Source organism: Corynebacterium sp. HMSC067D03, assembly GCF_001811185.1.
GTDB classification, from domain to species: domain Bacteria; phylum Actinomycetota; class Actinomycetes; order Mycobacteriales; family Mycobacteriaceae; genus Corynebacterium; species Corynebacterium coyleae.
Map to the genome: position 1 here is coordinate 1 of NZ_KV803849.1, position 299 is coordinate 299.

The 299-nt window shown below is 59.5% G+C and carries 1 pseudogene; it reads right to left on the reverse strand.

The features are described from left to right. Positions 1-299, reverse strand: a pseudogene (locus HMPREF2785_RS11405) (ISL3 family transposase); the annotation flags it as partial.

The following is a 299-nucleotide window of genomic DNA, read 5'->3' on the forward strand; positions in this document are numbered from 1 at the left end:
CGTTCCTTAAGCCACCCGCTGAGCACATCTGCCGACCTGCCCGGTCGCATGTCTAACAAGCGTGCAGGCCCACGCCCGTCCACCAGCGGGGTGAGGTCAACGAGTATGGTCACCAGGTTTGATGCCTGGCCTGGTTTTCTGGTGTGTTTCCATACATGTTCATCGACTCCAAGGACGCGAACTCCGTCTAGGTGGTGAGGGTCGCCGTAGACAAGCTGGCGGCAGGCATCTAGTGCGACTTTATTGACCAGGTCCCAGCCCACACCGAGTGCTTTGGCGGTCGCTGACACACTCATCCG